At 65.9% G+C, this 3418-nt stretch carries 3 protein-coding genes and 1 pseudogene; 1 reads left to right on the forward strand and 3 read right to left on the reverse strand.

Translation table 11 applies throughout. The annotated features are described in order from the left end of the window. Positions 1–110: 110 nt before the first annotated feature. Genes WS62_RS19545 through istA form a run of 3 tightly spaced genes read right to left on the reverse strand, consistent with a single transcriptional unit; the run spans position 111 to position 2606 of the window. Positions 111–332, reverse strand: coding sequence for a hypothetical protein (locus tag WS62_RS19545; RefSeq protein WP_066574144.1), 222 nt, complete (start codon positions 330–332; stop codon positions 111–113). After that, on the reverse strand, positions 329–1117 hold the full coding sequence (gene istB / locus WS62_RS19550) for an IS21-like element helper ATPase IstB (RefSeq protein WP_066574146.1): 789 nt from the start codon (positions 1115–1117) through the stop codon (positions 329–331). The genes WS62_RS19545 and istB overlap by 4 nt, the downstream gene beginning before the upstream one ends. Further along, positions 1092–2606, reverse strand: a complete 1515-nt coding sequence (gene istA, locus WS62_RS19555; RefSeq protein ID WP_066574147.1) for an IS21 family transposase — start codon at positions 2604–2606, stop codon at positions 1092–1094. Before istA ends, istB begins: the two co-directional genes overlap by 26 nt. 232 nt (positions 2607–2838) lie before the next feature. Here istA and WS62_RS38300 point away from each other — a divergent pair. Beyond that, positions 2839–3418: pseudogene (locus tag WS62_RS38300) on the forward strand (hypothetical protein); the annotation flags it as partial.

A 3418-nucleotide genomic window follows, 5' to 3' on the forward strand; every position in this document is an offset into this window, starting at 1 on the left:
TGTTGATGGCGGCGTAAAACCGCGCTTAAACGGCGGCGCAATGCTGAGTAATTTTCTCAAGTACGCAGGGGCCCTCGGGCCCCTTTGACGTGTTGCGACGGCGGTACCGTTCAGAACGGCGGGTCGGGCTTTCGCGTTCGGATGCCCGGTCTTGACGTGCGCTGCTCGCGCAGCTGTTCGTGGAGTTGGACTCCGTAGAAGTCGGTGATCATGGCGAGCAGATCCTCGAGCAGTTCGTACGCGGCCAGCGCCTGCTCGGGCGTCCAGTCGTCGGGCAAGACGAACGGCAGACCATGCCGGCGCCCGGAAGGCAGCAACGGTGCGCGGCTCATGACGTCGGCCCTTTCTTTGCAGCAGGCTTGCGCGTCTTGCGCTGCCGGGCCCGCGCTTCGTTGCGCTCGCGAGCCTCCTTGAGCCGATACGATTCGCCCTCGATCGAGATCACCTCGGCACGATGCACGAGGCGGTCGACCAGCGACACCACGCAGGCGGCGTTCGGGAACACCTCCGACCATTCCGCGAACGGCTTGTTGGTCGTCACGATGGTCGATCGGGCCTCGTATCGACGGCTGACGAGCTCGAACAGCAGGTCGGCATGGCGATTCGAGTACGAGAGATAGCCGACCTCGTCGATCACGAGGATGTCCGGCGTGGCATAGTGATGCAAGCGGCGGCGCAGCGCTGAGTCGCTGTCCAGTGCCGCGAGTTCGCCGAGCATCTCGCTGGCCGACTTGAACAGCACCGTGCGGCCCTGGATCAGCGCATGGTGCGCGACGTTCTGCGCCAGCGTCGATTTGCCTACGCCGTTCGGGCCGATGAACACGACGTTGGTCGCGTCGTCGAGGAACGAGAGCGACATCAGGTCCTCGACCGCCGCGCGGTCGATCCGTTTCGGCCAATCCCAGTCGAAGTCGGTCAGCGTCTTGAACTTGCTCAGCTTCGCGGCGCGGATGCGCCGCTGCAGTGACCGATGGGCCCGTTCGTCTTCCTCCCACTGCAGCAACGGCGCGAGCCAGGTGGAGCCGTCGACTTCGGACCAATGCTCGACGAGGCCGTTCAGGCGTAACGCCCTGGCGCGCGAACGCAGCGTCTCATTGTTGTTCGGGGTCGACGTCATTCTTTTCCTCCGCGGTCAGTTGATCGTAGGTATCGAGCCGGTGCGGCTGGACGGGCGCATCCTTGCGCCGTACGTGTTCCGGCAGATTCATGGCAACGGGAGGCGGTGCGCCGCGCGCGGCGCGACGGCGCTCCAGCGCGGCCCGCACGGTATTGGTATGCGCCGATCCCGCGCGCAGGGCATCTTCGACGGCGGCCTGCAATTCGGTGGCGCCGTAGCGGTCGAGCAGGCGCAGCAGCGAGGTCGTCAGCCCGCCGACGCTTGCGCCACGTTCGGCCGCGCGGATCAGCAGGAGCTCGCAGGCCGGTACCGCCCGGGTCAGGCTGTTGACGCCACGGTGCTGACGCGCTTCCCGCTTGAACTGCTCAAGCGTCTTCAGGTGCTGCGGGTCTTCGATCTGTTCCGCGCGGTCGTAGCAACGTCGATGGCTCGCGATCATCTCGGCGCCGTCGAACACCCGCACCTGGTTGAGGTCGGCCCGCACGGTCAGCGTGCGACGCACGTGGGTATGCGGGATCGTGTAATCGTTCAGGTCGAAGCGCACGTACGGCGTCTTGCCCACCTTCACGGCCAGTTGCTCTTCGACCGGGTATGGGTTGTCGGGCAGCGTCAACAGCAACGGTTGCTCGCGAGCGAACGCTTCGCGCACGGTCATCGTGCGATCCTCGGGGCATGGCCGGTCGGCCGCCTGGGTACGGCACCATTGCTCGGCTTGCGCGTTCAGATCATCGAGATCGGAGTACTTGCGCGCGGCAAAGAAGGCTTCTCGAACGTGGCGGATCGCGCGTTCCACGCGCCCCTTCTCATTGCCGCGCGCGACGGCGACAGGCCGCGGCTCGAAGCGGTAGTGGCCGGCGAACGCGAGCAGCGTCGGATGGAAACGGATCGCGTCGCCGACGCGCTCGAGCACGGCCGATTTCAGGTTGTCGTACAGCAGGACTCTTGGCAGTCCGCACCACGTGTTGAACGCGCCGATGTGGCCACGCAGGAAGTTCTCCATGCGCGCATCGAGGAAGAAGCGCAGGTAGATGTCGCGCGAGTACGAGAGCACCATCACGAACGCCATCAGCGGCCGACGCGCTCGACCGATCTCGATGTGGCCGAAGTGCCCCCAGTCGACCTGGGCCTGCTCGCCGGGGAGCGTGCGCAGACGCAGGAAGGCCTCGGCGGGCTTTCGGGGGCGGTGCACCGAGATCAGATGCCGGAAGTGGTCTGGTGCCCCTTTGTAGCCGCGCTCGCGAACCATCACATAGAGGCGGCTGGCCGTCAGCGATGGGTATTTCGTCAATGTCTGCCGGATGAACGGCAGGTACGGCTCGATCATCGAGGGTTTCGGCTGCGGCCCGATCCGGGGCAGCCCGGCATGGGCGATCACGCGCTGCACCGTCTCACGATGCACGCGCAACTGCTTGGCAATGGTGCCGCACGGCCATTTTTCGGCGTGATACAGGCGCAGGATCTGCGCCTCGAGTTCAACCAGAATCGTCATCGGGGTCTCCGCGATCAGGGCAGCGCCCGAAGGAGGCCCCTTCGGAGCGAACATGACGAGGACCGCGACGGCGCACGAAGCCGGTTCGCACCAGGGGCAACAACAAGCCGCCGCAGCTATGGCAGATCAACGGCAGCGGCGCCGCCGGATGGGCGGCGGCGTTGGCGAGTGCAACGGCGGCGTCACAGTCCGGTTGCAGTACACCATCGGTGGGGGCGCCAGGTGAACCCTGATGCGTCACTTTATTGCGCCGGTCCCGATAGCGCTTGGCGCGAGCCGCGTGAGCAACGCGTCCACGGCGCGTGCACTGATAGCGTCGTCCGGCCTCGCGCACACGGTCACGGCGTACGTCGGCGGCGCAATTCCGGCAATATCGATTGCCGCGATCGCATCGGCGGCAGATGAAGACCTGCGCCCGGCAACGGGCGCACAGGTACAGGCGGCCCGTGGGCGGCTGCATTGGCGATTCCTCGAGAACGCCAAAGACGAGGAGTCGATCGAGGTCGACGGGCCGCGCGAGCAATGCGATACTGACCGCTCACACGGCTCTCCGGCCGGCCAACGGGCCAGCCATCTGGATACCCTGTGGAGGCGCGGCACCGTACTGGACTTGGCAGTTGAGGCCGGGGCCGCGCCTGTTGTTCTTCTTCGGCAAACGCCTTTCTACCATGCCCCCAGCCCAATGCGACGCGGGGCGCGCCTCCAGTCGCCCTACGGGCTCCTTACGTCGCGCCCCGCGTCAATATCCCGCTTCCGACAGGTTCGTCGCTCCTGCAACGTCGATTTTGAAACTTGTGTCATGCCGCCGTTAC

Origin of the sequence: Burkholderia sp. ABCPW 14, from assembly GCF_001523835.1 — a bacterium.
Lineage (GTDB): Bacteria > Pseudomonadota > Gammaproteobacteria > Burkholderiales > Burkholderiaceae > Burkholderia > Burkholderia mayonis.